Annotated in this window: 19 protein-coding genes and 2 pseudogenes; 8 read left to right on the plus strand and 13 right to left on the minus strand. The window is 60.7% G+C overall.

The window, feature by feature from the left end; all coding sequences use genetic code 11:
* Positions 1 to 97: 97 nt before the first annotated feature.
* The 4 genes from O7A70_RS28680 to O7A70_RS28695 form a co-directional block, all read right to left on the minus strand.
* The gene (locus O7A70_RS28680; protein ID WP_337143357.1) at positions 98 to 1,012 is read right to left on the minus strand and encodes a hypothetical protein; all 915 of its coding nucleotides are present in this window, start codon (positions 1,010 to 1,012) and stop codon (positions 98 to 100) included.
* Positions 1,013 to 1,134: 122 nt separating this feature from the next.
* On the minus strand, positions 1,135 to 2,217 hold the full coding sequence (locus tag O7A70_RS28685) for a hypothetical protein (RefSeq protein ID WP_337143358.1): 1,083 nt from the start codon (positions 2,215 to 2,217) through the stop codon (positions 1,135 to 1,137).
* Between the two features lie 572 nt (positions 2,218 to 2,789).
* Positions 2,790 to 4,433: an SIR2 family protein gene (locus tag O7A70_RS28690; protein WP_337143359.1), complete on the minus strand. Its 1,644-nt coding sequence runs from the start codon at positions 4,431 to 4,433 to the stop codon at positions 2,790 to 2,792.
* Between the two features lie 131 nt (positions 4,434 to 4,564).
* Positions 4,565 to 5,302 carry a DUF2971 domain-containing protein gene (locus O7A70_RS28695; RefSeq protein ID WP_337143360.1) on the minus strand — a complete coding sequence of 246 codons (738 nt, stop codon included), beginning with the start codon at positions 5,300 to 5,302 and terminating at the stop codon, positions 4,565 to 4,567.
* A gap of 247 nt (positions 5,303 to 5,549) precedes the next feature.
* On the opposite strand from O7A70_RS28695, the pseudogene O7A70_RS28700 reads away from it, so the two are divergent.
* Positions 5,550 to 6,476: pseudogene (locus O7A70_RS28700) on the plus strand (IS110 family transposase); the annotation flags it as partial.
* A gap of 844 nt (positions 6,477 to 7,320) precedes the next feature.
* Here O7A70_RS28700 and O7A70_RS28705 read toward each other — a convergent pair.
* A complete protein-coding gene (locus tag O7A70_RS28705; protein ID WP_337143361.1) occupies positions 7,321 to 8,241 on the minus strand; it encodes a LysR family transcriptional regulator in 921 nt (306 codons plus the stop codon).
* Between the two features lie 112 nt (positions 8,242 to 8,353).
* Between O7A70_RS28705 and O7A70_RS28710 the strand changes: the two are divergent.
* Positions 8,354 to 8,605 (plus strand): annotated as a pseudogene (locus O7A70_RS28710) (NAD(P)-binding domain-containing protein); the annotation flags it as partial.
* A gap of 328 nt (positions 8,606 to 8,933) precedes the next feature.
* Here O7A70_RS28710 and O7A70_RS34265 read toward each other — a convergent pair.
* Positions 8,934 to 9,158: a hypothetical protein gene (locus tag O7A70_RS34265; protein ID WP_442921225.1), complete on the minus strand. Its 225-nt coding sequence runs from the start codon at positions 9,156 to 9,158 to the stop codon at positions 8,934 to 8,936.
* Between O7A70_RS34265 and O7A70_RS28715 the strand changes: the two genes are divergently transcribed.
* The 4 genes from O7A70_RS28715 to O7A70_RS28730 all read left to right on the plus strand — a co-directional run bounded on the left by O7A70_RS28715 (position 9,117) and on the right by O7A70_RS28730 (position 13,032).
* The gene (locus tag O7A70_RS28715) at positions 9,117 to 9,287 is read left to right on the plus strand and encodes a hypothetical protein (protein ID WP_337143438.1); all 171 of its coding nucleotides are present in this window, start codon (positions 9,117 to 9,119) and stop codon (positions 9,285 to 9,287) included. The two genes, O7A70_RS34265 and O7A70_RS28715, sit on opposite strands and share 42 nt — an antisense overlap.
* A 763-nt stretch (positions 9,288 to 10,050) precedes the next feature.
* Positions 10,051 to 11,130 carry a type III polyketide synthase gene (locus O7A70_RS28720; protein ID WP_337143362.1) on the plus strand — a complete coding sequence of 360 codons (1,080 nt, stop codon included), beginning with the start codon at positions 10,051 to 10,053 and terminating at the stop codon, positions 11,128 to 11,130.
* A gap of 1 nt (position 11,131) precedes the next feature.
* A complete protein-coding gene (locus tag O7A70_RS28725) occupies positions 11,132 to 11,869 on the plus strand; it encodes a methyltransferase domain-containing protein (RefSeq protein ID WP_337143363.1) in 738 nt (245 codons plus the stop codon).
* Positions 11,848 to 13,032 (plus strand): NAD(P)/FAD-dependent oxidoreductase, encoded by a 1,185-nt coding sequence (locus O7A70_RS28730; protein ID WP_337143364.1) that lies wholly within the window; start codon positions 11,848 to 11,850, stop codon positions 13,030 to 13,032. The genes O7A70_RS28725 and O7A70_RS28730 overlap by 22 nt, the downstream gene beginning before the upstream one ends.
* A gap of 100 nt (positions 13,033 to 13,132) precedes the next feature.
* Here the strand turns inward: O7A70_RS28730 and O7A70_RS28735 are convergent, their stop codons facing one another.
* The 6 genes from O7A70_RS28735 to O7A70_RS28760 all read right to left on the minus strand — a co-directional run bounded on the left by O7A70_RS28735 (position 13,133) and on the right by O7A70_RS28760 (position 19,649).
* Entirely contained in the window at positions 13,133 to 13,903 is a 771-nt protein-coding gene (locus O7A70_RS28735; protein WP_337143365.1) for an SDR family oxidoreductase, read from the minus strand.
* Positions 13,904 to 13,951: 48 nt separating this feature from the next.
* Positions 13,952 to 14,947 carry an ABC transporter permease gene (locus O7A70_RS28740; protein ID WP_337107091.1) on the minus strand — a complete coding sequence of 332 codons (996 nt, stop codon included), beginning with the start codon at positions 14,945 to 14,947 and terminating at the stop codon, positions 13,952 to 13,954.
* Positions 14,948 to 15,062: 115 nt separating this feature from the next.
* Positions 15,063 to 16,103 (minus strand): sugar ABC transporter substrate-binding protein, encoded by a 1,041-nt coding sequence (locus O7A70_RS28745; protein ID WP_140506426.1) that lies wholly within the window; start codon positions 16,101 to 16,103, stop codon positions 15,063 to 15,065.
* A 39-nt stretch (positions 16,104 to 16,142) separates the two neighbouring features.
* Entirely contained in the window at positions 16,143 to 16,907 is a 765-nt protein-coding gene (locus O7A70_RS28750; RefSeq protein WP_135864119.1) for an ATP-binding cassette domain-containing protein, read from the minus strand.
* Complete coding sequence (locus O7A70_RS28755) at positions 16,904 to 18,070, minus strand: ROK family transcriptional regulator (protein ID WP_337143366.1); 1,167 nt, start codon at positions 18,068 to 18,070, stop codon at positions 16,904 to 16,906. Before O7A70_RS28755 ends, O7A70_RS28750 begins: the two co-directional genes overlap by 4 nt.
* Positions 18,071 to 18,344: 274 nt before the next feature.
* Positions 18,345 to 19,649 (minus strand): M23 family metallopeptidase, encoded by a 1,305-nt coding sequence (locus O7A70_RS28760; RefSeq protein WP_337143367.1) that lies wholly within the window; start codon positions 19,647 to 19,649, stop codon positions 18,345 to 18,347.
* 303 nt (positions 19,650 to 19,952) lie between these two features.
* Here O7A70_RS28760 and O7A70_RS28765 point away from each other — a divergent pair, with 303 nt between their 5' ends.
* On the plus strand, positions 19,953 to 20,954 hold the full coding sequence (locus tag O7A70_RS28765; RefSeq protein WP_337143368.1) for a sterol desaturase family protein: 1,002 nt from the start codon (positions 19,953 to 19,955) through the stop codon (positions 20,952 to 20,954).
* The gene (locus tag O7A70_RS28770; RefSeq protein WP_337143369.1) at positions 20,951 to 22,087 is read left to right on the plus strand and encodes a GNAT family N-acetyltransferase; all 1,137 of its coding nucleotides are present in this window, start codon (positions 20,951 to 20,953) and stop codon (positions 22,085 to 22,087) included. Before O7A70_RS28765 ends, O7A70_RS28770 begins: the two co-directional genes overlap by 4 nt.
* Before the next feature lie 41 nt (positions 22,088 to 22,128).
* Here the strand turns inward: O7A70_RS28770 and O7A70_RS28775 are convergent, their stop codons facing one another.
* Positions 22,129 to 22,596 (minus strand): peroxiredoxin, encoded by a 468-nt coding sequence (locus tag O7A70_RS28775; RefSeq protein ID WP_140506416.1) that lies wholly within the window; start codon positions 22,594 to 22,596, stop codon positions 22,129 to 22,131.
* Positions 22,597 to 22,614: the final 18 nt, after the last annotated feature.

The raw sequence follows: 22,614 nt of genomic DNA on the forward strand, positions 1-22,614 counted from the left end.
CTGCGGGCGATGCAAACTCATGCCGACAGTTAGTGGTCACGAGCCCCTTTTTGAGGTTGCGCTTCGATAGACTCGATTGAAACGTAGCCAACAATGATCAGGGACAGAGCATACTCGGTAGATTGCCGGAGCTAGAAGGCGATTCGTCACCTTCCCTGCCTCGGACGGGCTGTCTGATCGCTCCCGTGAAGGGGTCTAGCCCGGGGACTGCGAAGATTTCAAAGTCGGCGATCACCCGGCCCTTGATTGAGTAGACGAACTTTGGCCCTTCGTTCCATTCCACAGCGAAGTTCACTGCGCGGAGGAAGGGGTAAATCTTCGTTACCTGCGGTGCTCCTCCTATCTTTCCCCTCAGCTCTTTCTTGCGATCCGTGAACTTTGGATCGCTAAGCATCTCTGCCAGGATAGTTAGTGGCTCATAGTTTAGCTTAATACGTCCGCCACTCTCCTTGGCGATGTTGATCTCAGCGCCCATTTTGTCCCTCAGGGCGGCTTGAAATTCGGTTATGTAGTCACCGACGAAGCGGATCGGTGCTTCGCTGGTCCGAGGAATTCCAAAACCACGCCAGGTTCCGGTGCCTGAAGCTACGTAGCGCTTTATGGCTTTGTTGTAGAATATCTTCCAGATGAAGAACCTTGATTTGATCCACGACCATCCCCCGAAAATGAAGCTTGTTTCAAGAAGGTCCTTCTCGAAATCTGCCGGGATTGTACCTTCGTGGACCCTCACAAAAAAATTCAAAAGGGAAAGCACGCGGGTTTTCAGTTTGGTTATGTCAACCTCACGATCGAATGCCTTCTTGTAGTCGATGATCGCATTCTGAAGCTGCAAGATGAAGGGATAGGCGATTGTGGTATGACCCGCAAAAGCTATGCAGCAGTCTTCTCGGGGGAGGGAAAAAACCTTCTGACAGTGATCCACATTGCCACCCCCGCTTAGGCGGCTATCGGAAGCGAATATCAACTCGTGGGCATTGCCGCGCTGCCGAACCCAGGCGATCGATAGCGTCATCAAACCATAACCTCATGACCGTGACATCGTGAGACCGGATGGCGGATATCCGGAAAGCTGGTAACGCCTAAAGCACTGGCCATTGTGCATCAGATGTGGAGGCAACCAAACACTGTGGCTGTTCAACTTAACTCCGAAGCTGGCAAAGGCTCCGATTGGGGTGATGGCGACCGCGCGAACAGTTCATACGCGTCCGCCCGCAAAACATCATCCACAATGTCATTCTTGTCCATGTACCGGATGACGAGATCGACCTGCTCTTTCGAGTTTCTTGGCAGCTCATAAACTTCATCGAGCTGGGGTTGGCTGAGGTATTTCGGCAAGTGAGCATGGGGATCCGGCGGCACTTTCCAGTTGCGTAGCCAATTGCCCGTCATCGCTTTCCAGAACATACGCTGGTCCGCAGCCGATTTCCGCTTGTGGAGGGCATCATAGTCGCGCAGAGCGACCAAGCTCTCGGCCTCAAGTTCCTTCTTCATCCACCCGTTGAATGCGGCCACGCGGGCACGGTAGTCGAGAAATACCGTTCGCAGATCGACGTGTTCGGGCGACGCCTCGACATACGCCCTGATAGCGGTAAGGTTGGCGCCTAAGCCATTCGCGTGGGCGCCTACGATGCGCTGGAGAACATCCTTATCTATCACGAATGTCGCACTGCTCGAACCCTCAATGAGCCACCCGGGTTCTACGGCCTGCAAGTGGTGAAGAATAACCCGAAGGCCAATGACGAACTCATGCAAGCCGTCAGACCCGAAACACTCCGCACGCTTGGCATTGTAGCCGGGGAGGGGTTGGAGCTTGTGTACCCGTCGCCCATGATCGACCAGCGAAGCCGCCGCGTTCGCTGTGGCAAATAGTTCCTTTTGGATCCGGCGCTCCGTCCTGCCGGATTCATCCTCCCCACCAGGTGCGAAGTAGTTTGACTCTTTGGACAGTGCCGAGCGCTCAAAAACGCAGATAGCGACGAGTAAATCCTGAAGACACTGCTCCATGATAGCGAGGCTGGTCAGGTAAGAATCTCGCCGCTCCGCAATCGGATAACCAGCATGGTCGCGCAAGATCGCACGTGCATACCGGTTATTGAGCTCAATGACAGTTTGCGCAAGGTCATCCGGCAGCGGCACTTTGCTTGCTGCCACGGCTTGCCGAATAAGCTCGCGTTGCTGCGCTTCGCGCTCTTCCTGCTGTTTCAACAGCGCGAACATCCGCTCGCGTGTGAATTGCGGTACGCTAGGTACCATTTTCTGTCATCTCCTGGATCAGGAACCGGGCGATTAGGACCCAGCCGTTCGCTAAATCTGGTCACTAGGCTGACGTCTGGGGAATCGTATGACTGCCGATTGAAGAAATCACCGAGGCAAAGTTCGTCTCTATATCCACCAGCAGGGACACTTCAACGAAATCGTCTGCGTGAAACCTCTGTGCCAGGCTATCGCCGTACATTAGAATCGGTCAACTTCCTAGTTGACGGGACAGACGATCAGCTGAGAGTGCCTTGACGAAAACTTCGACAAAGAAACTTGTAGGGGAACGGAGGATCCCGGGGAATCGGAGTGGCGTTGACACCGTGCGCGCTTCCCGAGACGCGCATCAGTTTCACGAAGCGTGGCTAGCGCGCCGGGCGCTCGGCCTTTTGCGCGCAAGGGACGATCTCTGCGGGATTGCTATTGAAGGCCAGAAGGTCCTCGAAAGCAATTTTCCATTCCGCGCAGTGAATGGACGCGACCTTCATGGCTATCGGATCGCTGGCGGTCAGGCGGAATGAGCTGCAGGCTGGCTACGCAGGCTGGAGACCTAGAATACGTTCGACACCTTCGACAACCGCTTTTGCTTCATTGCGGCCAAGTGGCAATGCGGAGTGAACGGCCGCGTTGCGCAGTTTGATCCAGTTTGAAATCTCTTGATCCGCAACGTTTTGGATAAGATTTGCTTGTGTGGCTCGGCCCACGAGTTGCCTCATCGATGCGGGTTTTTCGACCTTTTCCCACGGCTCTTTATCCAGCCGTTGACGCAGCTCTGCCTCTAGTAGAGACATTGCCGCGATTACTGCAGCGCGGTACTCTTTCGCGTCGAAAAGCCGCCTCGGCTCAAGGTTCTGCACATTGCCCATCTCTTGCGCCAAGCGAGCGAACTCCAGACCAAGCGCGCGCACAAATTCGCCGTCTTCCGACAAGACGACTGGTCGCCTGATATAAATGATCCCGCTGATATCAGTCGGAATCCGGGCGCCATCTGTCAGCACCGGAATAACGCGCAATGACCGGCGATTAGGACGCGTGGAGACTTCCCGGGCGCGTCCGAGCGCCAAGCCTAACTCAGCCTCTGTGCTGCGTGTCGTTGCATCCACCACCATCACCGCAGCACGGTCGATAAGGGTGTCGATCTTGGCGCTTATGCTTTCACCCAGATTGACCACATCGGCAGGGGTGACCGGCACGAACCCGGCAGCTTCAGCGAGTGGAAAAATGTATTGCCTGTAGAAGGGAAGCACGTCGAGCGGCGTTGCGAACAAGCAGAGCCGCGACAGCGCGTCACGTGGCAACAGAAGCTGTTCGAGCGGCTTTTCCTCGGTCGGCTTTAGCGTTGGGCCCGCATTCTCGCGCCGGTATTCGCGGAGTTCAGCAAAAGCTTCTGCTAATACCTGGCCGTATCGGTCCCGCGTTCCCGGAAGGTTGATCACTTTGACGCCTCGCCGCTCAAAACGGGCAATGTCGCCTGGCCGGGCATTGACAACGACGGCATAGGCCATGCGCCGGGTTTTACCCAGCCGGCTTGCCACCACATGCCAGATTTGCCGGAAGTCAGGGTCGTCCAGGCTGTAGCCGATGAACACCGCCGTCTTGGTGATGAGCTGGTTTGCCAGATAAGTTGCGATCAGCGGATAGTTGGTAAGAAAACCGTCGTAGTCGGCCTCGGTCACCACAAGCCGCTTAGGGTGCCTGATATCGCCATGCAGTTTGAGCAGCAGAATACCAGCCGCTCCGATGTTGATTGAGAGCTGGTCTTCATCCACCACCGGATGAACCGAGCGGTTGTCCTGCCGCGCAAGGTCGTATTGTTTCTCCAGCAGGAAATCAAAATTCGTAGTGCAAACGATATCGAACGGAAGGCTGCAAAACTCCTTGTGCGCGGGACCCGGCTGCACCTTGTCGAGATGTAGCAACTCGGCGAGCCGTTCGATAAGGCGTGTTCGTCCGAACTCATGTTCGTAGGCGGAAATCGCGTCCAGAACGCCGGACGGTGAATAGTCCGTCAGCTCATCAGCAAAATATTTGCTGAGATCCCCCCAAAGCGGCATTTTCGCTGGCGGTGGGAGCACGGCATTAAGCGACATACCTGCACCGACCACAGGCAACCAGCGACCGCTCACAAGGTCGTCCAGCAACGGTTTAGGGAAATACGACAGATACTTGGGAGTCACGGCCGCCTGCAATTAAGTTGGTGCTGAAAACTACGTTCAATAGAACGCAAGCAATCTCGATTAAGCAAGTGCCCGTGAAGAATTGGTTCATCCTGCTCTGCCGGACCGGGCTCTATCCGGCTTCGCTTGCGCTAAAGCCGCAGCGTGAATTTTGGGACCCGGTAAAGCGGTGATTGCAGCACCGGCACGGTGCATCCGGCCGCCTTTATCTCCGCCGTTAGCGAAGAGACGCCGGCATCGTCCAGTCGTGGATCGACCATGACCTCATCGCAAATGGCGTTCACATCAAAATCAAACAGAACCGCTTTTCCCGCGCTTCGCTTGGGATTGGTGTCCTGAAACAACAGGCGAACCTCCCGCTCGTGGTCGAAGGCTTCGCGCTTCACGCATAGGAGCCTCGCAAAGCCCGTCGCCTGGCCGCCGAAGGCGATATCCGTGAAAGTGGCCGAGGCCATAAAGTCGGCAATTTCTGCTTCCTTGCGGTACTGCACGTTGCCGATCAGGTACTTCAGTGAAGCGAAGGTGTCTGTGTCATCGTAAAAACTGTCAAACAATTTGCGGATCGTCGTTCTGACTTTGATGCCATCCTTGTCGTGGCTGTAGATCCGCCACATGGCGTCTGTGTCTTCGTTCAGCGTCCAGCACTGGCCGTACCAGTCCTCGGCGAGCCCCTCGATCGAGATTTTTTGGCCGCTGGAATCCTCCACCTCCGACTGTAAGAAAAAGTTCTCGAAAGGATCATCCCACAACCTGGGCTTTACCAGAGCATTTTTGCCGGTGCGAACCAGCTCGAGGAACCTGCCTTTGGAGAAGACGCGGTAAAGCGGCGCGTCCAGATCGGGAATGTCCAACAGATTGTCTAACTTCATGAAAGCGCACTTCCTGCTCAATGGGTGGGCGCACCACAGCGCGAAGCCCCTCGTTCGGCAAGATGAAATCTGCGCTCTCATCCGGGATATTGCGGAAATCGCGAGGTGCTCACAAAATGGAAGCATCCTACTTCACCCACCAGCCTATCCGGTTCGGCCAAGGGCGACGCCGGATAGAGCCGTCGGCACCTCAGCCCCTTCGAGTAACGATCCTTGCTCTTGGCGCTACCGCGCTGTAGCTCGCCGCGAGGCGGGATCGCTATCGCCCTGGCATCATCCGGAGTTCAAAAGCTCAGCTTGCCGGCGATCTGCCTGGAGACGGTGCATGTGCGCGCCGCGATGTCGGCGCAGCGCAACAAGACCGACAAGGCCGACGCGCCGGGGCATCGCCCATCTGACGCGCACGGTCTGGTATCGCCAGGCCCACATCAAGTTGCAGAGCTGCTACTGGACACGGCTTCTGCCGACGCTCCGGCGCAATTTGAAGGCCGAGTCCCTCGACCTGTAGAACGCCTCCGCCACTCGCTGAAGGCGTTCGGCATCTGCCTGAGCAAGGTCGGGCGAGGGGCTTTGGAGAAGGCCGTGCGCACCGCCGTCGCGGAGGATCCGCTGTCGTGCGAGTTGATGGACGCCTTGCTGTCGGCACGCGCAACGCTTTGGAGGCAGTATTGCCGGCTGGCACGATCTCGTCGTCAAAATGGTGGCCGGCAGCGAACCGTGCCGGCGCTTCATGGCAATCCCAGTCGTCGGCCCCGTCACAGCGCTATCATTCATGACGGCGATCGACGATCCGTCGCGCTCCCGTCGCTCGCGCGACGTCGCGGCCTACTTCGGGCTGACCTCGCGGCGATGGCAGTCGGGCACCTCGATCGACGTTCAGGGTCGTATATCGAAGGCCGGCGATGCCGATGTTCGACGCTCGCTCTACGAGGCGGCTTCGGGGCTGATGACGCGCTTCAAGGGCAGGGACAAGGTCAAGAACTGGGGCCAGGCGATCGCCAAACGCTCCTGCCACCGCAAGGCCTGTGTCGCCGTGGCGCGCAAGCTGGCGGTGATCATGCACGCGATCTGGACCGACGGAACGTTCTATGTCGGCGCTTCGGCAGCAAGCCAAGCGGACGCCGCGCGGCATGCCCATGACAAGCATCGCCGGCTGCTGGGAGCGCATCGATGAGCAGCGCAATGGAAGTTGAAACGCATGGCGCCGGCACGCTCACGAGCGTCACCTGACACAAGAGGTCCGCTCCGGCGGATGAGGACCGATGCAGACTAGGAACGACGAAACGCACCTTATCTTGCATGCGGCCCCGCTGATTGCGACACGGCCGGACCGCGCCCGATTGCCTGTGATGATGCTCCGTCAGTCCGATGGAAAAGTGCCCCGCGACGGTTCTAGTGCTGCAAATAAGCAGCGCAACTACGCCGTCGCAGAGCGCGGAAGACTGCGCGGTGCATCGGACTAAACGCAAAAGTACGCAATCGTAGCGTAGAGCATAGAATGGTGTATTATCGTACGTTAGAAGAATAGAGACGATGTATAGTAAGTATCGTGAAATACGACCGATTAAGATGGCAAGATAAAAGCCCGCACATTGCGAGCCTGGCGATCGGTTGTTTTTCAATGAGTTGGAAGGTGATTTCGCAATGTGCGCATGTATGCTGCACATTGCGAGACGTGCGATTCCTCAGCGATTTCTGCGCCTTAGTGCAGGGTGCGGCGGCTCGTCGGGTGTTGAGGAACGTTGGGCCGGGAAGGGGGCGTAGTCAGAGACGGCAGCGAGACGCTCGACAGAGACCCAGTTCTCGGAAGGGGACGCGAGCCCCTTCGGTGACGCTTGGTCGGCAGGCAGCTGAGCCATCTGGCTGGCGGTGACGAGCGACCGGCGGTGACTCGAGAGATTTTCTATTGTGCGGAGCATTCCCGCACGCACGTACCGGAGCGTTGCAATGGAGGATGTAATGGCAGTCAGGGGCACCCATTGCTTGCAATCGAAGCCCATGCGCAATCGCCGTGCTGGCTAGGGCTGTTGTCCGTGTCCAGCTGCTTCGCCACATCCTAGCTGTTCCACCACCATTTCGATGAAGCTCTTCAGCTTCGGTGTTTGTCGCCGATCAGGGTGAAACAGCAGATGAATGGGACGCGGAGGCGTTTCGTAGTTCGGCAACACTCGGACGAGCCGCCCGGTCGCGAGGTGCGTGCGCACCGACTCTTCCCCGAGGAGCGCCAAGCCGAAACCTGCGAGCGCCGCCTCCAGCAACGAAGCGGGGTTGTTGACCTTGAGACGGCCATGGACTGTGGCTTTTGAGGTGAGACCGTCCCGCACAAAGAGCCAGTCGCTGAACGTTGGTTCGGGCCAGTTGCCGAAGAGCAGGCATTCATGATTGGCCAGATCCGATACAGTCGATGGCATCCCTCGCTCTTTTAGGTATGCAGGCGACCCGCAGGCGATAGTCTGAAAGGGCGCGAGCTTTATCGCACCGAGGTTAGATCCTCCGAGAGGACCGATCCGGAACACCGCCTCAAACCCGTCGTCGATAAGGTCGACAAAGCGGTCGTTGAGAACCAGGTCGACATCGACACTGGGATGACTGCTCAAATAGCGTGCGACCACGGGAGTCACGCAATGAGCCCCGAATGAAACCGGCGCGTTGACGCGCAAGAGCCCTCGCGGCTTGCCCTTGGCCTCATCAGCAATTGCATCCGCCCAATCGACCTCGGCCAGCGCCACCTTGCACCGATCGTAATAGGACTTGCCGATCACCGTCAGACTTTGCTTTCGGGTTGTGCGGTTGAGCAGGCGTGCCCCCAAGCGTGCCTCCAGGTAGGTGACGTGCTTGGCCACCATCTGCGGTGAGATGCCGAGCGCCGATGCCGCCGTTGCAAAGGAGCCGCTTTCTGCCGCCCTCACGAACGCGGCCATGCTGGCGAGACGATCCATTCCACACTCCTGGTTGGGAGAGTGGGCTTCATGACGCCATTTGTCGATCGAATGCCAGGGTCCATATAGCTTGTCAGCATTCTCCTCCCTCACATCTTCGAAAGGCACAAACATGAAAATCGGCATTGTTGGCGCTGGCAATATCGGCAGCGCACTCACCCGCCTCTTCCGGGCCGCAGGGCACGAAGTCACGATCGCCAATTCGCGCGGACCAGGGTCTTTGGCGGTTCTGTCGGCGGAAACCGGGGCGCGGGCCGCTGCGATTGAAGATGCTGTCCGCGGCCAGGAGGTCGTGGTGGTCGCCGTTCCTACAAACAAAATCCCTAGTCTGCCCCGCGAACTGTTCGCGTCCACGCCCGCCGACGTCGCCGTCATCGACACGACCAACTACTATCCACAACAGCGCGACGGTCGTCTGGACGGAATTGAGGACGCGAACACCGAAAGCGAATGGGTTGAGCAGCACCTTGGGCGTCCGGTGATCAAAGCCTTCAACACGATAGAAGCGACCCATCTCCAACCGGGCGCCAAGCCTGCGGGCTCCGCGGACCGTATCGCTCTGGCGGTGGCGGGTGATGACGTCCGGACCAAGTCTAAGGCCATGGCGCTGATCGACGGGATCGGCTTCGACGCAGTGGACGCCGGCACTATCGCGGAATCCTGGCGTCAGCAACCGGGATCACCGGGCTATCTCAAGGACTATGGCGTCCAGGGCGTCCGTAGCGCGCTCGCCGAGGCGAACCCCGAACGTCAGCCCGAGTGGCGCGCCACGCCCAACAGCCCCGGCACATACGATTCGGGGCAAAGAGGGCCGCCCCTGCGAAGAGTTCACCCGCTTGTCCCGTATGGACGATTACGGCCTCCCCGGAGGCAAGATGGCGGATCATGCGCAGCCGCCCGCGCCGGATCAAGAACACGCGCTCTGCCGACTCGCCCTGGCGGAACAAGAACTGCCCTGGCGCAAGGACGCGATCTCGACCCTCGCGGAACAGGGAAGAGAGGTCGAGCCTGGCAAGTTCTCCGCTCATTGGCGCGCGCTCGAATAGCATGCGGAAGACCGACGGAATGGTTTTGCTTTCAGCTCGCTCATGAGCTGAACGTTACGGCTTCGGGACCAAAAATTATATGATCGAGATCATAGATACGACCGCTTATGCGATCAGCTACATCGCCTCCGGCGGCGAGCGGGCTATCCCACGCAGCCGTCCTTGTTGGCTGAAGGGAATTTTGCCTGTAACGGTGTTCCGAAATCCTCAAACAGTTCGTGGATGAAATGTCGAATCCAGCCGCCAGCGAACTGGTGTCAATCTTCAAGAAGACACCGGGGTCGAATGCGCTCCGCTCGGTCGGGAGATTGGTCGCCGCGGGTTCCGGAAATGATGGCGGCGGAGTCAATGCCACCGCCGTTTACCACCGAAACAGCGATATTCATGGAAATTGACGGGTATCAGTAGGCGGAAAAGCAGCTATTATTTCATAACTTAGCTGTCAGCGCTTCATTTACACCGAAGATGTCGGCGGTTCGAGCCCGTCATCGCCCACCATATCTTTCCACCCGTTGATGTTTTCCGGTTTGCGGGCGCCACGAACCGCCGCGTCGACAACAGTTCCGCGCACAGCTCACCTGTTCTCCCTCCTAAGGGCGTGCATTGCTTTTTAACGGGTGAGCGGCATTTTCGGGAAATCTTTTGGGCCTCCCAGCGTTCACCTCGATAGAGATAGCCATTGCCGTGGGGGCCGCAGCTTCCGCCGAAGGCAACTGTGCCTCTCGGTTCGCGACCACGGATTTGCGGCTGCAGGTCAAGGAAAATGCCCGTTCAAGCTTTCATCAACCGAATTGCCACGGCCGTCCCTGATCACGGTGTCCACGAATTCTTCCTTCAATTTGCGGGCTCCCAGCTGGCAGATCCCCGCCGCCGCGCAATTTTCGATCGCATGGCCGACAAGGGCGGCATCGAACATCGCTATTCCTGCTTCGCACCCGCTAGTGATCCTGAGGGTCTGAGCGTCGACCTGGCGGGTGTTTTCAAGCGCGGTGCGTTTCCAGGTACGGCCAAACGCATGGAAATGTTTGCCACGGCCGCGCCCGCGCTGGCCGAGCGAGCATTGGAGCGGCTCCTGGAGGGCGAAGACAGGAAGGGTGTCACGCATCTGATTGTCACCACGTGTACGGGCTTCTCCGCCCCCGGCATCGATCTGGAAATAATCGCCCGGTGCAATCTGCCCACCACCGTGGAGCGCACGATCATCGGTTTTATGGGATGTTATGCGGCAATCAATGCGCTCAAACTGGCGCGGCACATCGTCCTGTCGGAACCTGCGGCCCACGTTGTGATCGTCTGCATCGAACTCTGTACGCTCCATCTCAAGGAGACGGCCGATCTCGAAAAACTGCTATCTTTCTCCCTCTGGGGCGATGGCTGCGCGGCCGCGTCGGTGACCGCCCGCCCGTTCGGCATCGGCCTGGACAGTTTTCACGCGATCGTGGAGGCCGACGCCCGCGACCTGATGAGCTGGAGCGTGCACGACGACGGGTTCGACATGGTTCTGTCGGGGCAGGTTCCTGCTGCAATCCAGAATGCGCTTGGCAAAGGCGTCGGCGCCATCCTGGGAAACAGGACCGCCGCCAACGTCGACCTTTGGGCTGTTCACCCGGGTGGGCGTTCCATTCTCGACGCCGTGGAGCGCGCGCTGGATCTTCCTCCCGATGCGCTGTTGCAGTCGCGCGACGTGCTTCGCGAAAACGGAAACATGTCCTCCGCCACCGTGATGTTCGTGCTGGAGCGGATGCTTCGGGGGGTCACGGATGATGACGTGGGCTGTGCAATGGCATTCGGCCCCGGCCTCACGGCCGAGACGATGATGTTCCACACTGCCGGCAGTGCCTGACATGGCCACGGGTCTCGACAGCCGTCATATCCAGCCGGAACTGCTCGATCATTTGCCTCCCGACGATCCCGAGGCGATTGGCTCCCGGCGTGACTTGATTTGGATAAATTCGCTGATGTTTCAACATGCGATCATGTCCAGCCTCCTGAAGGCAAGCGTGCGCGAGGGTTCGATCAGAATATTGGAAGTCGGGTCCGGCGACGGTGAATTCATGCTCTCGGTTGCAAGGCGCCTCGCCAGGAAGTGGATCGACGTGGAGCTGGTCATGCTCGACCAAGTTGACCTCCTCACCGACCGGCGGCGCGCCGATTTCGCGGCACTGGGCTGGCGGGTTGAAACCGTCACCGACAATGTCTTCGACTGGATCGCAAAACCCGGGGGTGACGCGTACGACGTTGTCTCGGCCAATCTGTTCCTGCACCACTTTTCCGACGCCGCCTTAAAGATCCTGTTCGAAGCCCTGCGCCGTTTGGCACCGGTGTTCCTCGCCGCCGAGCCAAGCCGAAACGTTATCGCCTTGAAAGCATGCTCGCTCCTGCGCCTTGTCGGTGCAAACCAGGTCACCATGCACGATGCGGCGGCAAGCGTCCGCGCAGGTTTCGCTGGCAAGGAACTTTCCGGTTTGTGGCCTCTCGGTCCCGCGCAGCAGTGTGAAGAACGCAGGATTGGCCCGTTTACCCACGCCTTCCGCGTTTTCCCCAAGGAAGGATTTGCGCGATGTACGATGCCATCGTCATAGGTGCCGGCCCAAGCGGCTCGTCGGCAGCCCTGGCCTTGCGCGGCCAGGGTCGTTCCGTGGCCATCATCGAAGCAAGCGAGTTTCCACGCCGCAAGGTCTGCGGCGAATTCATGTCGGCGGTCAATCTGGAGCTGCTGGACCGTTTGGAGGCGGGCGTGGCGGTTCGCGCCAGGGCAGGACCCGAGGTCAAGCGGGTTGCGTTGTTCGCGTCGGGCCCCTGCATCCAAGCAGGCATGCCGCGCGCCGCCGGAGATGCTTTCGGGCGGGCGCTTGGACGGGACGTTCTGGATGGCATCCTCTTGGACACGGCGCGCAACGCCGGAGCCGACGTTTTTCAGCCGTGGCGCGCGGTGGAGATCGCCAGCAATGGCGATCGTGCCATCGTCCGGATCGCCAACAAGGACGGTCAGATAAGTCTTAGCGGGCAGGTGGTGATTGCGGCGCATGGCTCCTGGGGCCAGGGCAGGTTGCCGACCAATCTTCCAAAGAGCAGCGCGGCCTCTGATCTGTTTGGCTTCAAGGCTCATTTCAGGGGAGCTTCGCTCGCTCGAGACCTCATGCCGCTCCTGGTGTTTCCGGGCGGCTATGGTGGCATGGTGTGGGCGGATCAGGACAGGATATCGCTGTCGTGTTGCATACGCCGCGACGTGTTGGCCAGGCTGCGCAAAAAGGGCGCTGCCACGTCAGCGGCCCAAGCCGTTCACGCGCACATACTGGCATCGTGCCCGGCGGTGGTTTCCACGATCGGCGACGCCAGCCTCGAAGGTGAATGGCTTGCCGCCGGTCCCATACGTCCGGGGATGCGCCCACGATTTGCCGACGACATATTTCGGGTCGGCAACATCGCCGGCGAGTCCCATCCCATCATCGCCGAAGGCATCTCCATGGCCCTGCAGTCCAGCTGGCTTCTCGCTGGCGAATTGGCAAGGTTCGAACAATGGGACCGGACGGCGCGCATCGCCGTCGGCAACCGCTATTCAAGAGCGTGGAGCCGGCAATTTGCCACTCGCATTCATGCGGCCGCACTGTTGGCGCGCATTGCCGTCCTCCCCAGGTCCAATACGGCGATGAAGGCGTTCGTGGGGTGGTTCCCGAATAGCCTGACCTTAGGAGCCAGATTGTCCGGCAAGACGAAAGCCTTGCCTGCCCTCAGCCATCCGTAAGGGCTGAAGCCGGCCGGACGCCTGGAGGAATTCACCGAAGCGCTCGAGCCAAATCGGCAATTCAGCAGGCACACGGTTCATGGCGTATGGCTGCCCCCGCTCACGGCGGCACCATCCGGAAATCCTTGCCCTCGGGCAGCAATTGCCCGCCATCGACGACAATGGTGGTGCCGGTGATGTAACTGGCGTCGTCCGAGGCGAGGAACAGGAAGGCGTTGGCCACGTCGCGCGGGTTGCCGAGCCGGCCGAGTGGGATCGAATCTTCCATGTTCTTGATATAGGCGGCGCCGCGATGCTGCTGGATGGCTTCGGTAAGGATATTGCCGGGCTCGACGCCGTTGACGGTGATGCCGTAGCCGGAGAACTCCAGCGCCGCAGCGCGAATGAAGCCGTTGATGCCCGCTTTCGTCGCCGAATAATGGCCATGGCCAGGGCTGGTGACATGCGGGCCGGTGATGGAGGAGGTGTAGAGCATGCGGCCAAAGCGCTGCGCCTTCATCGGTACCAGGGCCGCGCGGCTGGCATTGAAAGTGCCGCGCAGGTTGACGGCCATGACGCGGTCCCAGTCGTCGGCGCTGGTGTTCTCGATCAACTGCCAGGGATAGATGCCGGCATTCTGGACGATGATGTCGAGGCGGCCGTGGTGTTTCAGCGCCATCGCCACCGCGCCCTCGGCGTCTCTCATTTGCGAGATGTCGGTGCGGATGAAGGGGACGCCGAGTTCATCCGCGCTGGCTTGCCCGGCCTCCTCCTCCGTGTCGGCCAGCACCAGCCTTGCGCCTTCTTCGGCGAAGCGCAGTGCGATGCCCTTGCCGATGCCGCGCGCGCCGCCGACGATCAACGCCACCTTGTCTTCCAGTCGTCCTGTCATGCGAGCCGTCCTGTCATGCCAAATCCCCGCCTCACGCCAATTCCCCTCTCACGCCAGTCTTTGACGAATGGTTTGCTTGAATGCGTCGAGCAACACGGCTGCCAGAACCAGCAGGCCGTGGATGACCTGGGTGAAGTTGGCGGGCAGGCCCATCAGGTTGATCGCCGTGTTGATGGCAGAGAGCAGGAGCACGCCGGCATAGACGCCCGGCAAGGTGCCGACACCACCCTTCAGGCTGACGCCGCCGATGACGACCGCGGCAAAGGCGTTGAACAGAAGGCCGACGCCGAGATTGGCCGTGGCGCCCGAGGTGCGGATCGCCAGCAGCCAGCCGGCGAGCCCTGCTATGGCGCCGGCGAGCACGAAGGCGATGATCAGGTTGCGGTTCACCCGGATGCCGGCGCGGAAAGTCGCGGTCTCATTGCCGCCGATCATCACGAGGTGCCTGCCGAACGGCGTCTTGGCCATGATCAGCGAGAAGACCACGAAACAGGCCACCGCGATCCAGGCGGTAAGCGGCAGGCCGATCAGGCGTTGGATGCCGAACCAGCGGATGGCAGGTGCCAGATCCTGGGCCGAGCGGCCGCCCGAGATGACCAGCACCAGGCCGCGCACCCAGATGTAGGAGGCGAGCGTGATGATGAAGGCGCTCATCTTGACCTTGACCACAAGATAGCCGTTGAAGGCTCCGATGAGGCCGCCGACGGCCAGCGCCAGCAGCAGCGAAACCGGAACCATCAGCCATTCCGGGTGCAACTGGACGCCGAGGCCGATGCCCGAGGAACAAAACAGGATGCCCACCGCCATGGCGCTGAGCGCGGCGACGGATTCGACCGACAGGTCCATGTGACCGGCAATGATGACCAGCGCCAGGCCGATCGACATCACGCCGAGCACGCTCGACGCCTCGATGATGTTGGCGAAGATGCCGAGCTGGAAATAGTTCGGGATGAACAGCGAGAAGACGACCAGGACAAGGAGCAGCATGAACCAGACGAGGTTGTCGAGGACGAACTCCAGGGCGTTGCGTGTGCGAGGGTTCATATGTCGATCCGGTTGGCGTGCGCAATCAAGGCCGCAGGACATTGCCTGCGTCTCATTCGATACGGGCAGGGAAGGGCTCCGGGCCGGTATGGCCCGGAGCGGTTGGGCCATCTGTCTATTCGACCGGCTTGACCGTATCGGTCGGCGGCTTCTGGTTGCCCCAGAAGGCCGGATTGTCGACATTCTCCTTGGTGATTGCGGCGCCCGGGATCTTGATGTTCGGGCCCCAGGCTTCCTTGGTGACGGTCGACTTCAGGCCAAGCACATCGTATTCGCCGGGCTTGATCTCTTCCTTCTTGACGACCTTGTCCATGAACATGGCGACGGCCGCGGCCTGTGCGTAAAGCGGCTGCTCGACCTCGACGTTGAGCCAGCCCTTGCGGATCAGGTCGAGACCGACCGGCGCGCCGTTCGAACTCATCAGCATGACGTCGCCAGGCTTCTTGCCGGCGGCCTCGAGCGAAGCGACGGCGGCGACCGACAGGTGCGCGGCATGGCTGAAGATCAGGTCGATGTCGGGATTGGCCAGCATCTGGTCGGCAACGATGGTGCCGGCGTTGCTGGCTTCCCATTGCATGGCAGGCAGAGAGATGATCTTGACGTCCGGGAACGCCTTCATCTTTTCTTCAAAACCCTTCTGGATGTCGAGCGTGTAGGGATCGCCGGGATCGCCAAGCACCTGCAGGACCTTGCCCTTCACCGAGCCGTTCTTGGCTTTCAGAAGTTTTTCGGCCTGGTCGGCGGCGACGTAGCCGATCTCGACGGTACCCGCGACCGACGTGAAGTCGGACGGCGTCGACGTGATCTGGCGGTCGAACTCGACCACCGGAATGCCGGCGGCGCGCGCTGCCTCGATCGACGGTTTCAGCGCATTGAAATCGACGGCGGCCAGGATGATCGCCGCCGGCTTCAGCGCGATGACGTCGTTCATCTGTGACTGCTGGGCGTCGGTCTTGTTGTCGGCGTTCAGCGTCTTCATGTCGTAGCCGGTCTGTTTCAGGAACAGCTCCAGCGCGCTCACCGAGCCAGTCTGGAACTCGTCGAGCAGTGTCGGCACCATGTAGTAGACAATACCCTTGGACTGCGCGAATGCCGGCGTGAGTGTGGCAAAAGCCAGTGCCAGGATACCGAAGACAGCAAGAAGTATTCGCTTCATGTCGTTGGCTCCCTGTTAAGCCGGACCCCTCTTTGTCCCTCAGCCCGCCGGTCCGGCACCGGCAAGCGTCTCCCCGGTGATCATGTTGATCACCGCGTCGGGACTTGTCTTGTTGCGTGCGACATCGCCCGCCACGACGCCTTGCCGGATCACCACGATCCGGTCGGCGACCTGAAAAGCCTGCTGCATGATATGGGTGATGATGACGACGCCGATGCCCTGGCTCGCCACCTGGCGGATCATGTCGAGGCCGCGCCGCGTCTGCTCGACGCCAAGTGCGGCGAACGGTTCGTCGAGCAGCACCAGCTTGCCGCCCCAGTGCACGAAGCGGTTGAGTTCGATGGCCTGCCGCTGGCCGCCCGAGAGATGCTCGACATTGGTGCGCAGTGAAGGAATGCGGGTACCGGCGCTGGCCAGCGCTTTCCCGACAACGGCTTCCATGGCTCGCTCATCGAGCACGGGAATGCCAAGCACCTTCCTGGTGATCTCGCGGCCCATGAAGAAATTGGCCACCACGTCGACATTGGTGCAGAGCGACAGGTCCTGGTAGACGGTCTCGATACCCGCCGCCTTGGCTTCTGCCGGCGACCGGGCCAGGAACTCCTTGCCCTCGAACAGCATGCGGCCGGAGGTCGGTTCGAGACCGCCCGCAATGATCTTGACCAGCGTCGACTTGCCGGCGCCATTGTCGCCGAGCAACGCCACCACCTCGCCCTTGCCGATGGAAAAGCTGATCCCCTTCAGCGCTTCGATCGCGCCATAGTTCTTGGTCACGTTGTCGAGCACCAGCAGGGGTTCGCTCATGCTGCAATCTCCCCGGCCGAAAGGATGTCGCGGCCGCGCTCGCGTTCGGCGGCGAACATCTGGCCGAAGCGTGGCGACAACACCCCGGAAACGGCGAGTGCCGCCGCGCCGCGCAGCACCGCATGCTGGCCGCCGCTGGCGACGACGACGCGCGGCGTCTTGCGGTCCGCGCGGGCCGAAACCGAATTGTGCAGCGGTTCGGCCGCGTCTGCCAGGCGTTCGAGCAACTCCGATGCCGCCAGGCCGCCGAGCACGACCGTCTCTGGGTCGAAGAGGTTTTCGATGATGGCGATGGTGTTGCGGAAGATCGGGCCGACCTGCGCCACCCAATCGGCGTCATTGCCGGCCCGGCGGCCCCGCGCTTCGAGCGAGAGGTAGCGCTCGAGGCAGCCTCGGTTGCCGCAGGGGCAAAGCTCGCCTTCGGGGACCACGGGAATATGGCCGATCTCGCCCGCATTGCCCCAGGCGCCGCGCAGAACGCTGCCGTCATGCATCATGGCGCCACCAAGCCCAACGCCGAAATAGAGATAATAATAGTCGGAATGTCGGGCACCGATGCCATAGAGCCGCTCGCCCATCGCGGCGGCGGCCATGTCGCTCTCGAAGAACGCCGGCAATCCCGTCGCGGCCGTCAGCCGCTCACGCAGCGCCACGTGTTTCCAGCCGGTCATCGTGGTCGGGCCGACAAAGCTCATGGAGTCCACGTCGAACGGGCCGGGAAGCGCCATGCCGATGCCGATGACGCGGCCGCCGGGCCGCTTGCCCGTCAGGTCGCGGACCATGGCGCCGATCTGTTCGAACGCATGATCGGGCGCCGCGTTGGGCGCTTCTCGACGTGAACTCTCGATGACGTCGCCGCTGAGATTGATCAGTGCGGCGTCTATTCCAAGCGGCGTCAGGTGGATGCCGACGGCATAGCCGCCTTCCGGGTTGATGCGCAGTGTCGCCGGTGGCAGGCCACGGCCCTTCGGCTCTTCGCGCACGGACAGGATGTAGCCCTGTTCCTCCAGTTCGCGAACGATGGTCGACACGGTCTGGACGGTGAGCCCGACATGCCTGGCGATGTCGCCACGGGCGATCGGGCCATGACGGCGGATGGACTCCAGCACGATGCGCCTGTTGTACGGCCGCCCGAACTCCTGGTTGGTCCCTCGCAATGCCATGCCTTGCGCCCCTTGCTTGACGTGAGGTTCGCATCAAATATTTATTCAGTCAAATGGAATTCAAAAATAATCCGGCACGCGGACCGAGCTGCCGATCCCACGGCTTCTCACCTTCGGTGTGGATTAGGGATGAGACTAAGAAGCGACGGTTTGCGGTCCTGCCGTTGGCGGATGGCCGTCAGCAGCCTGGCGACGTGCGGGAGACTGCTTGGCGAGGGAGAGGCGTGGCTGGCCGGTGGTCCCGATTCAGCCCGCAGGCGAGCGGTTGCCCTTGCTAAAGATATTGCGCGACTTTCCTGCCGACGGTCAGGAAGCGCAGCGGATCGATCGCCTCGCCATTGTGCCGCACTTCATAATGCAGATGCGGGCCGGTCGAGCGGCCGCTGCTGCCGGTCTTGCCGATGATGGCGCCGGCGTCCAGCTTCTCGCCGACGGTCACGTCGATTTCGCTCAGATGCCCGTAACGGGTCGCAAAGCCGTTGCCGTGATCGACTTCCACCATGCGGCCATAACCGCCGTTCCAGCCGGCCTTGGTCACGATGCCGGGCGCGGTGACCTTGGCGGCCATGCCGATGGGCGCCCTGAAGTCCATTCCCGAATGCAGCGCGGCCGTGCCGAGAAGGGGATCGGTACGCACGCCGAACGGGCTGGTGACGGAGTGGCCAGGGGCGGGATTGGCGAGCGGCAGCCGGCGCGCTTCCTTTTTCAGCTGATCGAGCGTGTCCAGCGCCTCGTCCAGTTCCTTGACCTTGCTGTCGAAGATCATCGAGGAGTCGAGCGGGATCAACGGTCCGCCGACATCGCTTTCGTTCTTGCCGAAATCGCTGTCGACCGGCAGTCCGGCTGCCTGCAGCGCCTGCTGGATGGCATCTGCGCTTTTGTAGGCATTGTCCGCGAGCGTGCTGATGCGGCTGAGCTGATCATTCTCGATGGATTTCAGCGACTGGTTGATCGAAACGAACAGTTTGTCGGCACGATCGGCGGCTGAATCGCTGGGCAGCGGATCGGTGCGGGTCGACCACAAGGAGAAGGGCCTTGTGTCGGCGGTGCCGAGGTCGGCGCCCAGGCCAGCGACCGCGTAGGTCTGCGCGGGCTGGTTGATGCTGCCGGTCACATCGGCGCGCTTGTCCGGCTTGGCGGTCGCGGCCGGATCTTCCGCGGGCACCGTTCCGACGTCGTTCTCGGCACGTTCGAACAGCGGGCCGAGACGGCCATGCCGCTGGCTGAGCTGTGTCTGGCGCTGAAGCAGTTCGCTGACCTTGGTTTCCATCAATTGTTGGTCGAGCAACTGCCTGCTGGTGATGCGGTCGACCTGGGCGCGAAGCGCCGAAATGCGGTCCTCGTAAGCCTGTTGCATCCGCGCCTGGCGCGCGGTGGTGGCGCCGATCAGGTCGTCGCGCAGCACAAGATAGGATGTGGCCAGGAGATAGCCGATGGCAATGGCGGCGAGTCCCGAACCGATGAATGCCGCGAGCCAGGGGCGGATCGTGAAGTGCCTGATCTCGTTGCCCCGTGCGATAATGACCGTGTGGGGTTCCTTGCGCCTGCCGAAGACTGCGGACTGACCGGTTACGTTCACGGGACCAAGCTTTCGTTTACGACACCACGACAGCCTGATTACACATTATTAGGGTTAACAAAGGCTTGCCTTGTCCACTGCGCCGCGCCGAATGCACGCAGCACGGGCAAGAGGTTGCATGAAAGCCGCCGGGGTGCGGCCGCCATGTCGCGAAATCGTTGGCGATGAGCACCAATGCTCCGCCAGCAATGGCCTGTCGCCCGCAGAGCAAGGCTTGGGTTTCTTAACTGTCTTCGATTGCATTTAGTTGACGTTTTTCGAGTAAAGGCGTGCTGGTACTTCGGATTCACCGTGGCGGTAGGGATGCTGAACGATCTGATTGGCAAGATCCTCGACAAGATTTCGGCCACCAGTCTGCTGGCGACCGGGCTTTTGCTGCTGACTGCCCTTGTCAGCGCGCTCGTGGCCTATTGGCGCACGGTCGAGGAGAAGAGCTGGAAGGAGTTCTTCGAGTTCGTCATCCCGCATGAGGTCATCACCCATCCCTCGGCGAAGGCCGACCTGCTGTTCTGGGTGACGAAGAAGGCCCTGATGCCTTTCCTGATGCTCCCCGCCGGAATCGTTTTCGTCACGGCGGTGGGCTACGGCACCAACTGGCTGTTTTCGACACTGTTCCAGTTTCAGCCGCCTCTGATCGAGGGGCCGGCAGGGCCGGTGACGGTGCTGATCTTCACCGTCAGCATGCTGCTGGCCTACGACATCTCCTATTATCTCTATCACGTCGCCCAGCATCGCTATCCGCTGCTTTGGGAACTGCACAAGGTGCATCACTCGGCCGAGGTGATGGTCGGGATCACCAAAGACAGGGTCCATCCGCTGGACGAGTTGATGAACCGAGCCTGGGACGGCCTCATCGTGGGGCTGTGCTTCGGCATCTGGTCGCTGATTTCGCTGAACCTTGTCGAACTGACCGTCCTTGGCGTCAACGTCTATGTCATGCGTAACATACTGATGATGGATTTCGTCAGGCACACGCATTTCAAGATCTCGTTCGGCCCGCTCAACAATTTGATCCTGTGTCCGCATTGGCACCAGTTGCATCACAGCGTCGATCCGCGCCACTACGACAAGAATTTCGGGCTGCTCTTCTCGTTCTGGGATCGGCTCTTCGGAACATTGTGTGTGCCGAGGCCCGACGAGGACTTCAAGTTCGGGCTGGTCGACCGCGATGTGCGTGACTACCAGTCGCTCGCCGGGCTCTACGTCATGCCGTTGAAGCGGATGTGGGGGCATATCGCCAGGCGCATGCGGCCAGGAAAGCCACGGCCAAGGACCGCGCGGTCATCGGAAGGAACACGGCCATGAACGCTCCCGTTGTGCTCGCGATCCCGCGGACACGCACCTTCGAAGTCGTGACATCGGCGGTGCGCCTGGCCGAGATCGCACCGGCCTGGAGTGCGCTCTGGCAGCGGGCTGGCGGGCTTGTCTTCCAGCATCCGAACTGGATTGCGGCCTGGTGGCGCACCACCCCGCATCAGGAGCGGCGCGCGCTCAGGATCGGGCTTGCCTGGAACGGTGACCGGCTCGATGGCGTGATAGCGCTCGCGACCTTCAGGCGCTCCGGCATCCGCATGCTCGAATGGGCGGCGAAGGATCACAGTGACTATGGCGACGCGCTGGTTGCACCCGACAGCGATCCGCGAGCGATCTCCGGCCTTTGGCAGTATGTTTTTGACCAGGGCGGCTTCGACCTGATCTATCTCAACCGTCTGCTGCCGGATGCCGGTGTTCATGCTCTGTTGGGACCGGCCCATGGCAAGGCGCTTCGGCGCAACCACCGCACTGAAATCAGCTATCGTGTTGCGGGTCCCTGGCAACGTGGGGCGGAATGGTTCGAGACGTTGTCCAAGAAGGGCCGGCAGAACTATCGTCGTGGCCGCAAGTCCATGGAAGAGAGCGGTGCATTGCGTTTCCGGCTCCTCGATGCGGAGGACCCGCGCGAGCCGGTGCTCGAGCGGGTCGCGACGTTGAAGCGCCTCTGGCTCGCCCGGCATGGTCGCGCCTCGGATCTATTCGATAAGGGCTCGCCAGTTCTCTCCGCGCTTATTTCGGTGCTTGCCGACCTCGGGCTGTTGCGCATCTTCGTGCTGGAGCTTGACGAGACGATCGTCGCCGTCTCGATCAATTTCGAGCAGCACGGCACGATGATGGCTTTCGTCACCACCTACGATCCCGAATATGAGCGCGGCTCGCCGGGTATGGTACTGATGATGGACTATATCCAGTGGTCGTTCGACCGTGGCCTTGCCACAATTGATTTTCTCTGCGGCGGCGAGGATTTCAAGCGGCGCTTCGCCACGCAATCAGTCACGCTGTCATCGATGATGGGCGCGCGCGGCCTGCGTGGTCATCTCGCCGCGCTGGCCGATCATGTGAGCCATGTTTCGAAATCCTGGAGGACTGGGCGGCAGCCGAAGGCCGAGGCACCTGACGAGTAGCGACCATAATTGTCGATTGCTTTGGTGGGCTTCGGTGACGCTCAAAGCTCGCGAACAGCTTCCAGCACGGCCTCGGCATGGCCCTTGACCCGGACCTTGCGCCAAATCCTGGCGATCCGCCCGTCACGGCCGATCAGGAACGTCGCGCGCTCGACGCCCATGTATTTGCGGCCATACATCGATTTCTCGACCCATAGATGGTAGGCCTCGATCACCTTGCGCTCCTCGTCGGCGGCAAGATCGATGGTGAGATCGTATTTCGACTTGAACTTGTCGTGTTTCTTGGCGCTGTCGGGCGACAGGCCAATGACGACGGCGCCGGCCTTCTCGAATTCCGGCTTCAGCTGTGAGAAGCTGATCGCCTCTTGCGTGCAGCTTGTCGTGTCGTCCTGCGGATAGAAATAGAGCACGACCGGCTTGCCGGCGGATGCGGCCAGGCTGAGCGATCCGCCGCCGTCCCGCGGCAGATCGAATTGCGGCGCGGGATCGCCTACTTCCAGGTCAGCCATATCGATGCCCTTGTTTAT

The organism is Mesorhizobium sp. Cs1299R1N1 (genome assembly GCF_037179655.1).
GTDB lineage: Bacteria > Pseudomonadota > Alphaproteobacteria > Rhizobiales > Rhizobiaceae > Mesorhizobium > Mesorhizobium salmacidum.